Origin of the sequence: Leucobacter sp. USHLN153 (assembly GCF_037145615.1) — a bacterium.
GTDB lineage: Bacteria > Actinomycetota > Actinomycetes > Actinomycetales > Microbacteriaceae > Leucobacter.
In genome coordinates, this window is sequence record NZ_JBBCXE010000002.1 from 403,019 (window position 1) to 419,940 (window position 16,922).

General features: G+C 68.3%; 12 protein-coding genes. 5 read left to right on the forward strand and 7 right to left on the reverse strand.

The genetic code is table 11. The features are described 5' to 3' along the window. Positions 1 to 13: 13 nt before the first annotated feature. The 6 genes from WFH00_RS05040 to lepA all read right to left on the reverse strand — a co-directional run bounded on the left by WFH00_RS05040 (position 14) and on the right by lepA (position 7,165). Complete coding sequence (locus WFH00_RS05040) at positions 14 to 817, reverse strand: 16S rRNA (uracil(1498)-N(3))-methyltransferase (protein ID WP_336659543.1); 804 nt, start codon at positions 815 to 817, stop codon at positions 14 to 16. A 2-nt stretch (positions 818 to 819) separates the two neighbouring features. Beyond that, entirely contained in the window at positions 820 to 1,920 is a 1,101-nt protein-coding gene (dnaJ, locus tag WFH00_RS05045; RefSeq protein ID WP_336659544.1) for a molecular chaperone DnaJ, read from the reverse strand. Between the two features lie 51 nt (positions 1,921 to 1,971). Beyond that, positions 1,972 to 3,009 carry a heat-inducible transcriptional repressor HrcA gene (hrcA, locus tag WFH00_RS05050; RefSeq protein ID WP_336659545.1) on the reverse strand — a complete coding sequence of 346 codons (1,038 nt, stop codon included), beginning with the start codon at positions 3,007 to 3,009 and terminating at the stop codon, positions 1,972 to 1,974. Positions 3,010 to 3,215: 206 nt separating this feature from the next. After that, on the reverse strand, positions 3,216 to 4,442 hold the full coding sequence (gene hemW / locus WFH00_RS05055) for a radical SAM family heme chaperone HemW (RefSeq protein ID WP_336659546.1): 1,227 nt from the start codon (positions 4,440 to 4,442) through the stop codon (positions 3,216 to 3,218). Between the two features lie 6 nt (positions 4,443 to 4,448). Continuing rightward, positions 4,449 to 5,315 (reverse strand): DUF1990 family protein, encoded by an 867-nt coding sequence (locus WFH00_RS05060; RefSeq protein WP_336659547.1) that lies wholly within the window; start codon positions 5,313 to 5,315, stop codon positions 4,449 to 4,451. Further along, positions 5,312 to 7,165 carry a translation elongation factor 4 gene (gene lepA / locus WFH00_RS05065; RefSeq protein WP_336659549.1) on the reverse strand — a complete coding sequence of 618 codons (1,854 nt, stop codon included), beginning with the start codon at positions 7,163 to 7,165 and terminating at the stop codon, positions 5,312 to 5,314. The genes WFH00_RS05060 and lepA overlap by 4 nt, the downstream gene beginning before the upstream one ends. A gap of 364 nt (positions 7,166 to 7,529) precedes the next feature. On the opposite strand from lepA, the gene WFH00_RS05070 reads away from it, so the two are divergent. The 3 genes from WFH00_RS05070 to WFH00_RS05080 all read left to right on the forward strand — a co-directional run bounded on the left by WFH00_RS05070 (position 7,530) and on the right by WFH00_RS05080 (position 11,298). Then, on the forward strand, positions 7,530 to 9,335 hold the full coding sequence (locus WFH00_RS05070; RefSeq protein WP_336659751.1) for an amino acid transporter: 1,806 nt from the start codon (positions 7,530 to 7,532) through the stop codon (positions 9,333 to 9,335). Positions 9,336 to 9,424: 89 nt separating this feature from the next. After that, positions 9,425 to 10,594, forward strand: a complete 1,170-nt coding sequence (locus WFH00_RS05075) for a sensor histidine kinase (protein WP_336659550.1) — start codon at positions 9,425 to 9,427, stop codon at positions 10,592 to 10,594. Next, a complete protein-coding gene (locus WFH00_RS05080) occupies positions 10,591 to 11,298 on the forward strand; it encodes a response regulator transcription factor (RefSeq protein WP_336659552.1) in 708 nt (235 codons plus the stop codon). The genes WFH00_RS05075 and WFH00_RS05080 overlap by 4 nt, the downstream gene beginning before the upstream one ends. A gap of 26 nt (positions 11,299 to 11,324) precedes the next feature. Here WFH00_RS05080 and WFH00_RS11895 read toward each other — a convergent pair whose 3' ends face one another. Then, positions 11,325 to 13,010: a DUF222 domain-containing protein gene (locus WFH00_RS11895; RefSeq protein ID WP_442918787.1), complete on the reverse strand. Its 1,686-nt coding sequence runs from the start codon at positions 13,008 to 13,010 to the stop codon at positions 11,325 to 11,327. A gap of 394 nt (positions 13,011 to 13,404) precedes the next feature. On the opposite strand from WFH00_RS11895, the gene WFH00_RS05090 reads away from it, so the two are divergent. Together WFH00_RS05090 and WFH00_RS05095 are read left to right on the forward strand one after the other, a co-directional pair. Continuing rightward, the gene (locus WFH00_RS05090) at positions 13,405 to 14,265 is read left to right on the forward strand and encodes a ComEA family DNA-binding protein (protein ID WP_336659554.1); all 861 of its coding nucleotides are present in this window, start codon (positions 13,405 to 13,407) and stop codon (positions 14,263 to 14,265) included. Further along, a complete protein-coding gene (locus WFH00_RS05095) occupies positions 14,262 to 16,886 on the forward strand; it encodes a ComEC/Rec2 family competence protein (RefSeq protein WP_336659555.1) in 2,625 nt (874 codons plus the stop codon). The genes WFH00_RS05090 and WFH00_RS05095 overlap by 4 nt, the downstream gene beginning before the upstream one ends. Positions 16,887 to 16,922: the final 36 nt, after the last annotated feature.

Below are 16,922 nucleotides of genomic sequence, written 5' to 3' on the forward strand. Positions count from 1 at the left end.
GGCGCGCCCCGCGCTACCAGCGGCCGAACGCGGTGTTGAGCACTGCGAGGGCGGCGGGGCCCGCCGAAGACGTGCGGAGCACGGTCGAGCCGAGCAGGAGCACGCTCGCACCCGCGGCCTCGAGCGCGTCGAGCTCGCTTTCGGAGAAGCCGCCCTCGGGGCCGACGACGAGCAGTATCTCGGCTGCGTGCGGCGTTGCGCCAGCATCGGCGGCGGATCTGGTCGCGCGTGCGCGCGCCCAGTCCGAAAGCGTGCGCGCTCCCCGAGGGTGCAGCGCGACGACTTCCGTGCCCGGCTCGCGCGCCAGCTCGCAGAGTCGCGCGAGCGACACGGGCCCCTGCACCTCGGGAATCCGCGCGCGCATCGCCTGCTTCGACGCCTCTCGCGCGACGCGACTCCACTTCGCGACGCCCTTCGCGACCTTCTCAGCGCCTCCGGCGCCGTCCCACCGCGACACCGAGCGCTCGGCCTGCCAGGGAACGATCGCGTCGACTCCGAATTCCGTCGCCTGCTCCACGGCGCGCTCGTCGCGGTCGCCCTTCGCGAGCGCCTGCACCAGCGCGAGTCGGGGGCCGTCGGTGGAGACCGCGGCAGCGCCCAGAGCGTGCTCGATGCGCACGCTGAAGCGATCCTTCGCCACATGCTCGACGAGACCCTCAGCAAGCGCACCGGCTCCGTTTCCGACCGCGATCCGCTCGCCCTGCCGCAGCCGGCTCACCCGTACCGCGTGCCGCGCCTCCTCACCGGTGATCTCGACGACCGAACCCGGCGCGAACGCCGCGTCGCCGAGATCCTCGCGGTAATAGAGGTTCGCCACGGTCAGCCCTGGCGGAAGAAGCGGTCGCGGATCTTGCCGAAGAAGCCCTGATGGAACTCGCCGAGGTGCGGCTGCTCGTCCTTCCGCAGCGACGCGAACTGCCGCATGAGGTCCTTCTCGCGGTTCGAAAGCTTCGTCGGCGTGGTGACCTGGACCGCGATCTTGAGGTCGCCGCGCGTGGTGCTGCGGAGCCCCTGGATGCCGCGGCCGCGCACCGTGAGCATGTCGCCCGACTGGATGCCCGGCTCCACGGTCACCTGCACGTCGCCGTCGAGACCCGCGAGCTTCGCGTCGGTGCCGAGGATCGCGTCGGTCATCGAAAGCTGCATCGTGCAGAGCAGGTCGTTGCCGTCGCGGCTGAAGATGTCGTGGTGCAGCACGCGGAACTCGATGAAGAGGTCGCCGTTCGGGCCGCCGCCCGGGCCGACCTCGCCACCGCCGCGCATCTGCAGGCGGGTGCCCGTGTCGATGCCCGAGGGCACGTCGATCGGGAAGGTGCGGCGCTCGCGGACCCGCCCCTTGCCCGCGCACTCGACGCAGGGATGTTCGATGATCGTGCCGTAGCCCTGGCAGCTGCCGCACGGGTGCATCGTGACGACATTGCCGAAGAGCGAGCGCACCTGACGCTGCACCTGGCCCTGGCCGCCGCAGACGTCACAGGTGACGGGGTGCGTGCCCGGCTGGCAGCAGCTGCCCTGGCACACGCTGCAGAGCACCGCGGTGTTGACCGAGATCTCGCGCTGCGTACCGAAGATGACGTCCTCGAGGGAGACATCGACGCGGATCATCGCATCGTCGCCGCGCTCCGAGCGCGAGCGAGGCCCGCGCTGGGCACCCCCGCCGAATCCGCCGCCGAAGAACGTCTCGAAGATGTCGCCGAAGCCCGCGGCTCCCCCGGGGCCGCCGCCCATGTCGTACCGCTGGCGCTGCTCGGGGTCGCTGAGCACGTCGTACGCGTGGGTGACGTCCTTGAACTTCTCTGCGGCCTCCTCACTCGGATTCACATCCGGGTGCAACTGACGCGCCAGGCGCCGGTAGGCCTTCTTGATCTCTTCGGGGGTCGCCTCGCGGGTCACTCCGAGAGTCTCGTAATGGTCGGCCACGCTGATTCGCTCCTCAGGGGTTGGTGATGAAGGGTGTCGAACGGGAGCGGATTACCGCTCCTCGCCCAAGAATCGGTTGAGATATCGTGCGACGGCGCGCACCGTCGCGATGTTGCTCGCGTAGTCCATGCGGAGCGGACCGAGCACACCGAGCTTCGAGATCGCCGCGCCGTCCTCATAGTTCGACGCGATGATCGAGGTCTGCGAGAGTCCGTACGGCTCGTTCTCGCGCCCGATGGACGCGGAGACGTCGCGGCCGTCGTGCACGAGCTCGCCGAAGAGCCGCAGCAGGGTGACCTGCTCCTCGATCGCCTCGAGCACCACCGGCAGCGATCCCGCGAACTCGCCGCCGGGGCGCGACAGATTCGCCGCACCCGCGACCGCGATGCGCTCGTTGCGGTTCGCCTGCAGCTGCTCCGAGACCACCGTGAGCACGCGACGCACGAGCTCGATCTCGTCGGGTTGCGCCCACTCCTCGACCGTCGACTCGAGCTCCGTCACCCCGGCCGCGGCCGATTCGACGTCGCTCCCGACTGCGGCGTCGGCGATCCGCTGCCTCAGCCCGTGCACCCACGCGTCGGTCACGCGCGAGGCGGGGAGCCACGCGACCTGCTGCTCGACGACGCCGCTGCCGAGGATCAGCACGCTGAGCACGCGGTCCTCCCCCAGTGCGACGAGGTCGATGTGCCGCACGACGGTGCGCCGCAGCGACGGGTACTGGGCCACCGCGACCTGATTCGTGAGCTGCGCGAGCAGGCGCACCGTGCGCGCCATGACGTCTTCGAGGTCGGTCGATTCGCCGAGGAAGCGCTCGATGGCGGCGCGCTGGGCCGCAGTGAGCGGCCGGATGCGCGCGAGCGTGTCGACGTACAGGCGGTAGCCCTTGTCGGTGGGGATGCGGCCCGAGGACGTGTGCGTCTGCGCGATCAGCTCGTCTTCTTCAAGGAGCGCCATGTCGTTGCGGATCGTCGCCGCGGAAACGCCGAAGCTGTGTCGGTCGACGATCGCCTTCGAGCCCACCGGCTCGTTCGACGCGACATAGTCGCTGACGATCGCGTGCAGCACCGCGAGGCTGCGCTCCGACACCATTGCCTCTCCTTCGGACGCTCGACTCGATTTCCCCCGGAACGGCGCGCTTGGCACTCGTTCCATATGAGTGCCAAGTCTAGCGCAGGCGATTGCGAGCGGGCGCTGTGCTCACCGAGGGCGAACGCGGGGCGGGTGCGGGCGGGTGTGGGCGGCGTCGGGGCGGTGGGCGGGGGGCGGATCGCGGGGCGCGTGCCGCAGCGCGCGTTTCAGGTGGCGATGAGGCGGTGCACCACGGTGTCCGCGAGCAGACGCCCGCGGAGGGTCGGAATGACGCGCCCGCTGATCGCGGCGCGCCCGTCGATCAGGCCGTCGGCGATGAGGGCCGGGATCGCCCGGCGCTCACTGGCCGTGAGCACGTCCGTGGGCAGACCCTCCGCGATCCGCGTCTCGAGCAAAATGCGCTCTTCGCGCCGCGCCTCATCCGTGAGCGTTTCACGGGAGTGCGCGGGGCTCACGCCCGCGTGCATGCGCTGCGCGTACGCGCCGGGATGCTTCACATTCCACCAGCGCACGCCGCCCATGTGGCTGTGCGCGCCGGGGCCGGCGGCCCACCAGTCCTCGCCGGTCCAGTAGGCGAGGTTGTGGCGCGAGCGGGTCTCGGGGGTGCGCGACCAGTTGCTGATCTCGTACCAGGCGAAGCCCGCGGCGGCGAAGCGCGCGTCGGCGAGCTCGTACATCTCGGCGTGGAGATCCTCGTCGGGCTCGGCGACCTCGCCCCTGCGGATCTGCGCCGCGAGCTTCGTGCCCCGCTCCACGATCAGCGCGTAGGCCGAAATATGGTCGGGCTCGCAAGCGAGGGCGGCGTCGATCGAGCGCTCCCAGTCGGTGAGGGTCTCCCCCGGCGTGCCGTAGATGAGGTCGACGCTCACCTGCAGGCCCGCCTCGCGCGCCCACTGCGTGACGAGCGGCACGCGCTCGGGCGTGTGCGTGCGGTCGAGTGTTGCGAGCACGCTCGGCACCGCCGACTGCATGCCGAAGCTGACGCGCGTGAAGCCGGCGTCGGCGAGCGTCCGGAGGTACTCGGCGTCGACCGAATCGGGGTTCGCCTCGGTCGTCACCTCGGCGCCCGGCGCGAGGCCCCACTCTGCGCGAATGCGATCGAGCATGCAGGCGAGGTCGGTCGCCGGGAGCAGCGTCGGCGTGCCACCGCCGAAGAACACAGTCGAGACCGGGCGTTCGGGAAGCCCGGCGGAGCGCATCACGCCCGCGCCGAGCGCGAGTTCGCCGCCGACCTGCGCGGCGTAATCGTCGCGGGTCGTACCGCCCAACTCGCTCGCCGTGTAGGTGTTGAAGTCGCAGTAGCCGCAGCGCACGCGGCAGTAGGGGACGTGGACGTAGACGCCGAAGTTGCGGGAATCCGCCCCCTCGACGACGCTCGCCGGCAGAGAGCCGTCGGCCGGAGCCGGGTCACCCTCGGGAAGTGCGCTCGGCACAGCGGATCACCTGGCCTGGGACGGGCGGCGCTGGTGGGTGGCGGGGGGCGCGGGCTCCTGCTGCACGGCGCTCGGGTGCTCTGCGTCTTGCGCAGCGTCACCTGCCTGCGAAGCGGTGCCTGCCTGCGAAGCATCGCTCGCCTGCTCAGCACCGCTCGCCTGCTCAGCTTCGCTCGCCTGCTCAGCCTCGTTCGCCTGTGCAGCTTCGCCCGTCGCGTCACGCACGGGCTGCGCACCGGGCGCGAGCGCCGCGATCTGCTGCTTCACCGCGTCGAGCGCGTTCCGCACGTCGGCGCGCGCCTTGAGCCCGAGGAGTCCGTTCTTCGGCGCCGCGACGAAGCCCCGCGCCACCGCCCACACCGTGTCGTCGGCGCGGAAATCGACGACGAAGAGCTGCTCGCCGACGGCACCTGCCTCATCGCGCGTGCCCCAGGCGAAGCCGACGCGGCGCTCCTCATTGATCGTGTAGATGACGAGAACGCCACGGGGATCCTGCCCCTCGATCTCGAGCGTCGCGGTCGTACCCGCGACAATGTACGGTTCGCCATCGGGCCCGAAGTGCTCCTCAATGACGCCCGCAGCCTCGGGCACACCGTCGCCCGAGAACGTCAGGCCGACGTACTCCTCGCCGTCGCCGCGGACAATGTCGGTGACGCTCACTCCGGCGCCGCGCTGTGCGCCCCAGGTCATGAGCAGGCTGGATGCGAGGAGGAAGCGGTCGTGCCCGCTCCCCAGACGCAGTTCCTCCTCGTAGGGCGTCATACCCTCGGGCGGGAAACGAACGATGTCGGCGTTCTTCGACGCGCCGACGGCCGCGTACGTCACCGGCATCTCGACGTGGCTGCTGCGGCGGATCGGCTGCTCCGTGCTCATCGCTTCGACCCTTCCTTGCCCTCCACGTCGCCCGAGAGTGCGGCGATGAAGGCCTCCTGCGGCACCTCGACGCGACCGACCATCTTCATGCGCTTCTTGCCCTCTTTCTGCTTCTCGAGCAGTTTGCGCTTACGGCTGATGTCGCCGCCGTAGCACTTCGCGAGCACGTCTTTGCGGATCGCGCGGATCGTCTCTCGCGCGATCACGCGTGCGCCGATGGCCGCCTGAATCGGCACCTCGAACTGCTGGCGCGGGATGAGCTTGCGGAGGCGCTCGGCCATCATCGTGCCGTAGTGGTAGGCATTGTCCCGGTGCACGATCGCGCTGAACGCGTCGACCGTGTCGCCCTGCAGCAGAATGTCGACCTTCACGAGGTCGGCCTCCTGCTCCCCCATCGGCTCGTAATCGAGGCTCGCATACCCCTGCGTGCGGCTCTTGAGGTGGTCGAAGAAGTCGAACACGATCTCGCCGAGCGGCATGCTGTAGCGGAGCTCGACGCGCTCGCCGAGGTACTCCATGCCGAGGAGGCTTCCGCGCCGGCTCTGGCACAGCTCCATGATCGCGCCCACGTAATCCTTCGGCGCGAGGATCGCAGTCTTCACGACCGGCTCCCGCACATTGCGGATCTTGCCGTCGGGGTATTCAGACGGGTTCGTCACCGTCACTTCGGTGCCGTCCTCCTTCGTCACCTGGTAGATCACGCTCGGGGCGGTCGCGATGAGGTCGAGGTCGAACTCGCGACGCAGGCGCTCGGAGATGATCTCCAGGTGCAGCAGGCCGAGGAAGCCGCACCGGAAGCCGAAACCGAGCGCGACCGAGGTCTCGGGCTCGTACTGCAGCGCCGCGTCCTCGAGCTTGAGCTTGTCGAGAGCCTCGCGGAGCACCGGGTAGTCGGAGCCGTCGAGGGGGTACAGACCGGAGAAGACCATGGGCTTCGGGTCCGTGTAGCCGGGGAGCGCCTCGGTGGCGGGGCGGCGTTTCGCGGTCACCGTGTCGCCGACCTTCGAGAGACGCACGTCTTTCACGCCCGTGATGAGGTAGCCGACCTCGCCGACCGCGAGCCCCTGCGTCGGCTTCGGCTCCGGGGCGGAAACGCCGATCTCGAGCGCTTCGTGCTCCGAGCCGGTCGACATCATCTGAATCTTCTCGCGCGGCGTGAGCTTGCCGTCAATCATGCGAACGTACGTCACGACACCGCGATACGGGTCGTACACGGAGTCGAAGATCATGGCGCGCGGCGGCGCATCCGCGACCCCGATGGGGGCCGGAATGCGCTCGACGACGCGGTCGAGCAGCTCCTCGACGCCGGAACCGGTCTTGCCCGAGACCTTCAGAATGTCGTCGGGGTCGCCCCCGATGAGATCCGCGATCTCGCGCGAGACGCGCTCCGGATCCGCCGCGGGGAGGTCGATCTTGTTCAGCACCGGGATGATCTCGAGGTCGTTCTCCATCGCGAGATAGAGGTTCGCGAGGGTCTGCGCCTCGATACCCTGCGCCGCGTCGACGAGCAGGATCGCCCCCTCGCACGCAGCGAGTGAGCGGGACACCTCGTAGCTGAAGTCCACGTGCCCGGGGGTGTCGATCATATTGAGCGCGAAGTCGCCGGCAGTCGTCTGCCAGTTCATGCGCACCGCCTGCGACTTGATGGTGATGCCGCGCTCGCGCTCGATGTCCATCTTGTCGAGGTACTGGGCGCGCATTTCGCGGTCGGGCACAGTGCCCGTGACCTGCAGCATGCGGTCGGCGAGGGTCGACTTACCGTGGTCGATGTGCGCGATGATGCAGAAGTTGCGGATCTTCGCGGGGTCGGTCGACGCCGGAGCTGGGGGGTTCACGCTGCGTGGAGACATTGTCGGCAATTATCCCACAGCGCGCGTCGCGTTCGGGCCCGCGACGATGCTCGCGCCTCGAGGTGTTGCTGCAGAACTGCTCCGGATCCGCCCCAGCGTGCACGGGTTCCGCGAGGGTGCTGGCTTCTCCTGTATGGAAACCGTGAGGATCGCGCTCACCGTGCCGCGCCCGCAGTTCACTGAAGATGTGCAACTGACTTCGACGACCTCGTCACTCGAACGCCTTCCCCAGGATCCGCCGCCGCGCCACGCGCCGCACGCGCTCCGCCGCTGGCTCCTTGCCGACACCGCGGAATCCCCCGGCCGGCAGACCGGGCCTCACGGCCGCCCCGAACAGCACCGGCGGACCCACTGGCTGAGGGTGATGTGCCTCACCGGTGTCGACTACTTCTCGACGCTCGGCTATCAGCCCGCGATCGCGGCACTCGCGGCGGGCGCCGTCGCTCCCATCGCGACCATCGTGCTGGTGCTGGTGACACTGTTCGGAGCGCTCCCCGTGTATCGACGGGTCGCGCGTGAGAGCCCGCACGGCACCGGCTCGATCGCGATGCTCGCCAAACTCCTGCCGCGGTGGCGCGGAAAGCTCGTCGTCCTCGTGCTCCTCGGCTTCGCCGGCACCGACTTCATCATCACGATGACGCTCTCCACCGCGGATGCGACGGCGCACCTCATCGAGAATCCGTTCGCACCCGCCGCGCTCGACGGGCAACAGGTGCTCGTCACCCTGCTCTTGCTCGCGGCGCTCGGCGCCGTCTTTCTGCGCGGGTTCCGCGAGGCGATCCGCCTGGCCACCGTGCTCGTCGCGGTGTTCCTCGCACTGAATCTCGTCGTACTCGTGGTGGCGATCGGGCAGTTGATGACCCACCCGATGTTCGTCGGCGACTGGTGGCGCACGCTGACGACGCAGCACGGTGATCCGCTGCTCGTCATCGCGATGGCGCTGCTCGTGTTTCCGAAGCTCGCACTCGGGCTCTCCGGCTTCGAGACCGGAGTCGCGGTGATGCCGCAGATCCGCGGCGAAGCGAGCGACACCGAGGGGAGACCCGACGGTCGGATCCGCGGCGCCCGCAGGCTGCTCACGACGTCAGCGCTCATCATGAGCGGATTTCTCATCACCTCCTCGGTCACCACGGTCGCGCTCATTCCGGCGCGGGAATTCGAGGAGGGCGGATCCGCGAATGGCCGCGCGCTCGCGTACCTCGCGCACGCGTACCTGGGAGAGGGCTTCGGCACGCTCTACGACGTCGTGACGATCGCGATCCTGTGGTTCGCCGGGGCGTCGGCGATGGCCGGCCTGCTCAACATCGTTCCGCGCTATCTCCCGCACTACGGCATGGCGCCCGCGTGGACGCGCGCGACGCGACCGCTGGTGCTCGTGTTCACGCTGACGGCGGCCGTGATCACGCTGATCTTCCGTGCTGACGTCAACGCTCAGGGCGGCGCGTACGCGACCGGCGTGCTCGTGCTCATCACGTCAGCGGCGTTCGCCGTGACCCTCGTGGCCCGCCGTCGCCGGGAACGCGCCGCAACGATCGGCTTCGGCGCAATCACCGCGATCTTCCTCTATACGACGGTCGCGAACATCGTGGAGCGTCCCGATGGCATGAAGATCGCGCTCTGCTTCATCGTCGGGATCGTCGGCGTGAGCTTCGTGTCGCGGGTGGCGCGCTCGACCGAGCTTCGAGCGACCTCCGTGAGGTTCGATGACGCGGCCGTCGCCTTCGTGGACGCCTGCCCGCCGGGCGCCGTGCGGCTCATCGCCCATACACCCGACGATGTGAGCGCGAGGCGCTACCGCGAGAAGCTCGCCCACGCGCGGACGGCACACGGGCTCCCCGACGATCGGGTGCTGTTCATCGAGATCGAGGTCGACGACAGCTCCGACTTCGAGAATGAGCTGCTGGTGCGGGGCGTCGAGCGGCACGGGTTCCATGTGTTGACCGCGCAGGCGAGCTCGGTGTCGAACGCGCTCGCGGCCATCGCGCTGTATCTCAGCCGCGAAGTGCGCTGCACGCCGCACGTCTACTTTCGGTGGACGGAGGGGCATCCGCTGCATAATCTGATCCGCTACCTGTTTCTCGGAGACGGAGAGATCGCCCCGATGACGCGCGAGGTGATTCGTGAAGCGGAGGGCGACGTGACCGAGCGGCCGTGGGTGCATGCGGCCTGAGTGGTGCCGGCGGCGTATCGGGTCTGCATGATCTGCATAGTCCGCGTACTCGGCGTGCCCCGCTGGCTGGATCGCGTCATACTGTGGACATGAAGCGTGGAGGCGGTCTCGGCGGTGTCGGCGGTCGCGGCGGAATCGGCGGTCTCGGCGGTGGGTCTGCCGCGCGGGGCGCGCCGGACGGGCTGAGCGTACAACGGCGGCTGATCGGTTTCGCGCTCGCCATTGGGGGCGGACTCCTCCTCCTGCTCCCCCTCCGCTACTTCCACTCGCCCGCGACGACGACGGTCGAGGTGCTGAGCTACCAGCTCCTCGTCGTGGTGGTCGCGCTCGTCGGAGGCATATGGCCCGCGCTTGTTGCCGCGTTCGTCTCGGGCGCGGTGATCGACCTCGCGTTCATTGCGCCGTATCGCGAGATCACGATCGCCGATCCGATTCATGCGCTCGCGCTCCTCATGCACGTGGTGATCGCGGTGCTCATCGGCGTCGCGGTCGGTCGGAGCGCGCGGACTCGCCGACGACTCGAGGCCTCGGAGGATGAGATCGAGACCGTCGCGGGATCCGACCGCCTGCGCGAGGCGCTGCTCTCGGCAGTAAGCCACGATCTGCGCCGACCGCTCGCCTCCGCAACCGCTGCCGTCGGTGGCCTGCGAAGCGCGGGTTCCGCCCTGTCGAGCGAGGATCGAGACGCGCTCCTCGAAACCGCCGACGAGAGCCTCGCGGCGCTCACGACGCTGGTCACCGATCTCCTCGACGCGAGCCGGTTGCGGTCGGGCGTGCTCGTCGCGGCCCGCATCGCGATCGATCCCACGGAAGTGGTGCTTCCAGCCCTCGAAGAGCTCGACCTGGGCCCGGGACAGGTGCGGCTCGCATTCGAGCATGGCAACGCTCGCGTGAGCTGCGACCCGGTGCTCCTGCAGCGCGCAATCGTCAATCTCGTTGCGAATGCGGTGCGGTACGCCCCGCGCGGCAGCCTCGTGCGGATCGAGACCGCTGTGCGTGGCGAGCGCATCGAGATTCGCATCGTCGACGAGGGGCCCGGGATCCCGCCGGATCGCCTCGAAGGCGTGTTCCAACCGTTCCAGCGCCACGGGGATACCGACAATACGACGGGCCTCGGACTCGGCCTCGCACTCTCCCGCGGGTTCATCGAGGCGATGCAGGGCGAGCTGCGCGCCGAACCAACCCCGATCACCGGGCTCACCATGGTCGCGTCGCTCCCCCGGGTCGACGCGTCCGCCGACGAGGAGGAGACTCGATGAAGATTCTCATCGCGGACGACGATCCGCAGTTGCTCCGTGCCCTGCGCATCACGCTCACCGCCAAGGGGTACGAGGTGCTCACCGCGTCTGACGGGGCGGAGGCGGTGTCGCTGGCGGCGGATCGCCATCCCGAGTTGCTGCTCCTCGATCTCGGCATGCCACGACTCGACGGGGTCGAGGTGATCCAGGCGATTCGCGGGTGGTCCGAGATGCAGATTCTGGTCGTTTCGGGTCGGGCGGGCGCGGACGACAAGGTGGAAGCACTCGATGCGGGGGCCGACGATTACGTCGTCAAGCCGTTCTCCATCGAGGAACTGCTCGCTCGCATCCGAGCGCTGACGCGTCGCGGCGGATCGGGCGCCGCTGTCACCGCCACAGCGCCCGTTGCGCGGCTCGGCTCGATCACCATCGACATGGGCGCCCATACGGTCGTTGATAACGATGCACAGAGTTCGCGCAGTATTCGTCTGACTCCTACAGAGTGGCAGATCATGGAGCTGCTCATCAGAAACGCGAACCGGCTCGTGACGCGCCAGATGCTCCTCACCAGCATCTGGGGCACGGAGCAGGTGAAGGACACCGGGTATCTCCGCCTTTACGTGTCTCAGCTTCGCAAGAAACTCGAACCGGTACCGGGGAACCCGCGATACCTCCTCACCGAGGCGGGCATGGGGTATCGGCTGCAACTGGGTGACGCGGCGTAGCTTTTGTGCCGAGGTTCGGGCGCGCATCAGAAAGGCTCCCGATGCTCGCAGGTTTCAGTGGCGGGTATTTTCGCCGGGTGTCCCGTTATCGCCGGCTGCCCCGCCGCCCCTTGCGATACCGGCGCAAATCGAACTTGAGATGCCGGTCGGTCCCGGTACTTCCGCCCGCTGGGGCTCGTCCAGATGAGCTCTCCCCCGGGGCGCTGTCGCACCGCCCAAGCCGTGTGGTGCTTGACCACGTGGTGGCCGCGACAGAGGTGAGCGAGGTTGTCCGTCGACGTGGACCCACCCGTGGCAGCGTCGATCGTGTGATCGAGGTCGCATCGAGCGATGGGTACTCGGCATCCCGGAAACCTGCAGTGCTGATCACGCGCGGCGAGCAGGCGGCGCATCTGTTCGCTCGGTCGATACCGGTCGACGGTCAGCACGCGCCCTGACTCCGAATCGAACGCGACCCTGTCCCAGCTGGAAGCAGCCGCTGCAACGCGACGAGCGCCTTCAATCGGGATCGGTCCAGCTCCGACAAGCTCAGCCACGAGGCTGCCCCGATGTATGGAGGCATCACCACCGTTGCGGAATCCCCGTCTCCCTGTCATCTCACTCGCTCGCTTCAGATCACCAACCCAAACGGGCGCTCCCATATCGGAGCGGTTTTCGGATTCGTCTGATATGCGCTGTTGCGAGACCGCCGCGCCGACACAACCCTGAGCCTCGAGCCCCACAGAGCGTAGGGGCTCGACACTTGTGATTTCTAAGGCTTCAATCGGCGTCACGACCTGGACGCGTGCGCGAATGTACCCGGCCTGCTCGCAGCCCGCGACCCGCGACGTATCAGCCCCGAGTAGGAGCTCAACGAACGCGTCTGCGCGGATCTCATCACGAGATAGGTGGCCGCTCGGACTGCACGTATGCGGCTCGTCGGAGAGGGCGCCGGGATCTCGGGGTGCGCACGCAGTGACCCGCACCCGCTCAACTTCACGCGCAATCTGGGTGAGTCGGTCGTGAATCGCGAACGCCTCAATGGTCGGCACGAACGCCGTGAGCTCAGACATGCCGTACTCTCCCTCGCGCACCGTCACTCGCCGCCGTCGCACTTCGGATCGATGCATCTCGTCGAGCGGTTCGGGCGTCAGTCCTTCTGCAATGCGTCGAGCGATGGGACGTAAGCGGTTTGGTGTCTCCCTCCGCGCATGCTCAAGCACGGCTTCTTCGAAGGCGGCTCGGCGCGCTTGCACGAGCGGGTCTATCCCCACCCCGATACGAACGCCCGCGTCAGCAATGACTCGCGCATGAGCAACTCCGATCTCCGCCGATGCGAGAGCGGACAGGGTCGCGCGGTAGGAGCGGCGCACCGTGTAGGCGGTGTTGAGTTGCGCTTCCGCTGCATACTCGCTGACGCCCAGAATCGCCGCCACCTCTGCACGCAGTGCGCGATACTCGAGCTCGCGATCTGCTGGTCTTGCCGGGTCAGTGGTGAACGAGAGTGCCGCCGCGAGGAATTCCATGCGCGCGGCATCAACCACGCGTTGGTGCTGTTCGAGTTGCTCGATCCATCGTAGGAGCTCCTCAATGTACTTCCGAGAAGCCTCGGTGGCCGGGGCCGGGTCTGTCTCAACGCCTGTCGGGACCGCCGAAGCGGCACCGACCGCTGGCGGGAGCGAAAACAGCAATTCGTTCATGGCTCTAGTAAAGTTTGAACCTCCGACATTCATGGATTTTGCATGAATTACTCACAGTCGTGGCAATTTTGAAGGTTCGAACGATTTCTTCACAAAGTGAAGATGCCCGGCGAAAGCGTGCGTCCCGTCGCCCTACCGTTTCACCATGCGACAGGAAACGGCCCTCGGCGGCGTAGCGACAGGCGGACCGCCGATCGACCTGAGCGACGCGCGCTTGGGCCAGAACGCAGCATTGTCCGCCGACGGCGGGGCGATCGAATCAGAAGCGGGCTTCGACCCGCATGCCACGCTTCGCGAACCCGCAACGGAAGTCCTGGCTCACGAAACGCCCGCTCCAGCTCATTCTCCATGGTCATCCGAGGCCCTCCTTGAACGGGGCCACTGGGCCCGGGTGCAGCCCGAAGCGCAACGGAAGCCAGACAGATCAATGCGACGCCGCGGTGCCAGAGCATCAACGGAGGGTGCGGATCCGAATCCGCTCACGTGGGTGCCGTTCACCCGGCTTCGCGACCGGGTGCGCGCGGCGATCGCGGTCCCGGTGCTCGTCGGAATCGTCGTATTCGCGGCGGCTGTGGCCGTGGCCATAGGTATCACGATGTTTCATGGGCACGAGGTCCCGGGGACCGCGATCGACCCGGTGTCTTCTGAAGGGGCGAGTGCCGGGTCGGCGTCTGATGAGGAATCTGCCAGCGGCGCGGTACCGGGACCTGTGGAAGTCGGGAAACACACGCCGGGAGCGAGCGGTGCAACGGGAGGAGATGGGCTGCCGGCGGGGAGTGATACGGCGAAGTTCACTGTGCACGTCGTCGGCGAGGTGACCTCGCCGGGAGTCGTCACGGTCGAGCCGGGCGCGCGAGTTTCGGATGCGATTGCAGCTGCGGGAGGAGAAACCAAGGTCGCCGCGCTCGAGGCGCTCAACCTTGCGCGAGCGGTCGTCGACGGAGAACAGATCGTTGTTCCCGACGCAGCGCTCGCGGAGGCTTGGGCTTCTGGCGGGAATGCCAGCGCGGGAGCAGGCGTGGGTGCAAGCACAGGACCTTCCGGGAACGGAACCGCGGCGGGCGGAGCGACGTCGGCGGGCGGCGGGTCTCGCTCTGGGCTACTCTCCTTGAATTCGGCGACCTCCGAGGACCTTCAAACGCTGCCTCGCATCGGCCCGGCGCTCGCCCAGCACATCGTCGACTATCGGGAAGCCAACGGTGGCTTCGCTTCGGTCGATCAGCTCCTCGACGTCCCCGGCATCGGCGAGAAGACGCTCGATGGGTTTCGAGACCTGGTAACACCGTGACCCCGACCTCAGCAGGCGAGTTCGGCGCTCGCGGACGTACGGGTGCGAGCGCGCATACGGCCGTCCCTACGAGCGCGCGTACGACGGTTCCCGCAAGCGCGCCGCGCGCGGAACGCCTGCCCGGCACGTGGCGGTTGCTCGCCCCCGCGGTAGCCGGGTGGGTGGTGAGCGCAGGCGCGGTCACTCTCCCCGGATCAGGAGTGTGGATCGCATGGGGAGCCGTCACGGTCGGCTCGGCAGCCACGTCCGTGGTCGCGCTTCGCGGGCACCGCGGTCGGGTGGTGCTCGCGCTGGTGTCGATCCCCTGCGCGGTGCTCCTCGTGCTGGGCGCTCGCGTGAGCGCGCTGGAGGCGGTGCGCTCGGACCCTGGTTTCTCGAGCGCGGCCGAGCGCGGAAGTTCAGTGAATCTTGACGTGACACTGCGGGGCTTCCCTCGGCACAGTCCGGGCGCGAATGGCGCGTTGAACGACGCATCGCGCGGCGGGCTCGGCGGATGGGTTCTTGCTCGCGCCGCAAGTTCGAGTGGCGCCATGCCCGTGGTGCTTTGGTACGGCAGCGATGCGGCGAAGGCGGACTTAGACTCCTGGGCGCCGGGTACTCGGCTCCGAATCACGGGAGCACTGGTAGCGCTGGGTCCCGCTTCGTCGGCTGCCTACGGCGTCCGCGTCTCGAGTATTCAGAACGTACCGGCGACGGCGCCGACTCGAGAACACTCGACGAACGCTGTCGAGGGTCCGGGCAACAGCACCGCGATCGACTTCACGAGCATGGCCGGGGCGCTCACGGGCGCAGCGAGCGCAACGGCCGCACAGCTTCGCGCGGGTCTCCGCGCCGTCGCAGCGACGGTGCCGGGCGCCCAACTCGTTCCGGGCTTCGCGGTTGGCGACACCTCGCTCGTCCCTGCAGAAGTCACCTCTAAAATGGAACAGAGCTCACTCACCCACCTCGTCGCCGTTTCCGGGGCGAACTGCGCGCTCGTCGTCTCCGCGATCGCGGGAGTGGCGGCGCTGTGCCGCATCAGGCGCCGCGGACGGCTCGTGGTTTCGGGCCTCACACTGGGGGCGTTCGTGGTCGTCGTCGGACCCGATCCGAGCCTGCAGCGAGCGGCGGTCATGGCGTCAGTGATGCTCATTTCTGGATACGGCGGAAAACGGAACGCCGCGTTACCGAGCCTCGGGATCGCCATTTTGATTCTGCTCCTCATCGATCCTTGGCAGGCGCTGCAGCCGGGCTTCGCCCTATCCGTGGCCGCAACCGCCGGGATCCTGCTCTGGGCGCCCGCGATCTCGAGCATGCTTTCGAGAATCGCACCGGCACCGCGGTGGGCGTTGCTGCCGGTCGCCGTCGCGATCGCCGCCCAGTTCGCGTGCGGGCCACTGCTGTTACTCGTGCAAGACGGCTTTCCGGCCGCCGGCCTCCTCGCGAACGTACTCGCCGCGCCTGCCGCTCCTTGGGGAACAGGCCTCGGGTTACTCGCGATGCTCGCAGCACCGATATCTACGCAGCTTGCTGAATTCATCACCACGTGCGCGGCCTTTCCCGCACGGTGGATAGCGGCCACAGCTCAGGTCACCGCAGCGCTCCCAGCGTCTCGATGGCCCTGGCCAGGTGGGTGGGGTGGCGCGGCGCTACTCGCCGTGGTCGAAGGCCTGGTGTTGGTCGCGTGGTGGGTGCTGCGGGAGCGCGTTGGCGAAGGCGGTCCGCGAGCCACCGCCCCCGCAAGCGGGCCACGGCCCTGGCTGTTGGAACGGCGTAGGCCGACGATCATCCGCGCGGCGGTTGCGGCGCTGATCTGCACCGCCACCGGCATATTCGTCGGCCCGACGCTCGTCGCTCCGATAGCGACACGCTGGGACACGGCGCAGGACTGGAGCGTCGTTGCATGTGACGTCGGTCAGGGTGACGCCCTACTGCTCCGCGACCCGGAGGCGCCAGAGAACGTGATGCTCGTGGATACAGGCGAGACACCCGAACTGCTGCACTCCTGCCTCGACCGCTTCGGTGTGACGCGCATCGCGGTCCTCGTGCTCACCCACGACGATCGGGACCACGTAGGAGCCGCGGACGGGATCCTCGACCGAGTTGATCGCGCTCTCGTCGCACCGAATAACCGCGAGGACGGGACCGCGCGTCGGGTCACGGCGATGCTCGACGCAGCGAATGTGCCCTACGACTTCGGGGAAGCTGGGGCGGGCGGTGCGCTCGGGAACCTGAGTTGGGAGGTGCTCGCTCCGCCTCCCGGGAGCCTTCCCGACGACACAAACGGCGCGAGCCAGGTGCTCCGGGTTCAGGCCGGCCCGGTATCCGTACTTCTCCTCGCGGACACGGGCGAGGATGAACAACGCGCACTCGCGAGGAGCGTGAGTTCGTTGCAGGTCGACGTGATCAAGGTCGCGCACCACGGCTCCTCGGATCACGATCCCGCGCTCTTCGGTAACGCGCTCGCGGAGATCGGGCTCGTGTCGGTCGGGGCCGACAATGCCTACGGACACCCGGCAACGTCAGCACTCGAGGAGCTGCGTCAAGCGGGAACACGTGTCTTACGCACCGACGAGCTCGGGGCGATTGCCGTGAGCGGTGCACCCGGGAACCTCCGAGTGTGGGCGGAGCGGGGAGAGTGAGGCGAGCGATGCGCGAAATCAACACCCCGTCCGCCG